Origin of the sequence: Sphingobium sp. LSP13-1-1.1 (assembly GCF_040676415.1) — a bacterium.
Lineage (GTDB): Bacteria > Pseudomonadota > Alphaproteobacteria > Sphingomonadales > Sphingomonadaceae > Sphingobium.
Genome location: NZ_JBEGHU010000095.1, coordinates 1 through 255, shown reverse-complemented (window position 1 = coordinate 255; position 255 = coordinate 1). Strand labels below are relative to the sequence as shown.

Annotated in this window: 1 protein-coding gene; it reads left to right on the top strand. The window is 51.0% G+C overall.

The features are described 5' to 3' along the window. Nucleotides 1-10: 10 nt before the first annotated feature. Nucleotides 11-255 (top strand): NlpC/P60 family protein (locus tag MRBLSP13_RS22395; RefSeq protein WP_363756718.1); only part of this gene is annotated, 245 nt, incomplete at its 3' end.

Genomic DNA, 255 nt, shown 5'->3' with positions numbered 1-255 from the left:
GCGTCTTGGCTTGAAGGACATTCAGCGCCACGAACGCAGGCCCGGTGATCTGTCCATCTGGATCAACAACAAGGGCCGATATGACCACTGCGCTGTCTATTTGGGCGATGGTCGTTTCCTTACACAGCCGATTGACCAAGCCTCAGAAATCTACGTGACCGACTACGAAGAGAAGTTCATCGAACGTAAGTCGATTGAGTTTTTGCGTCCTAAGTCGATGAAGAAAGACATCTGCTGTGACATCGCGCAGCTTGA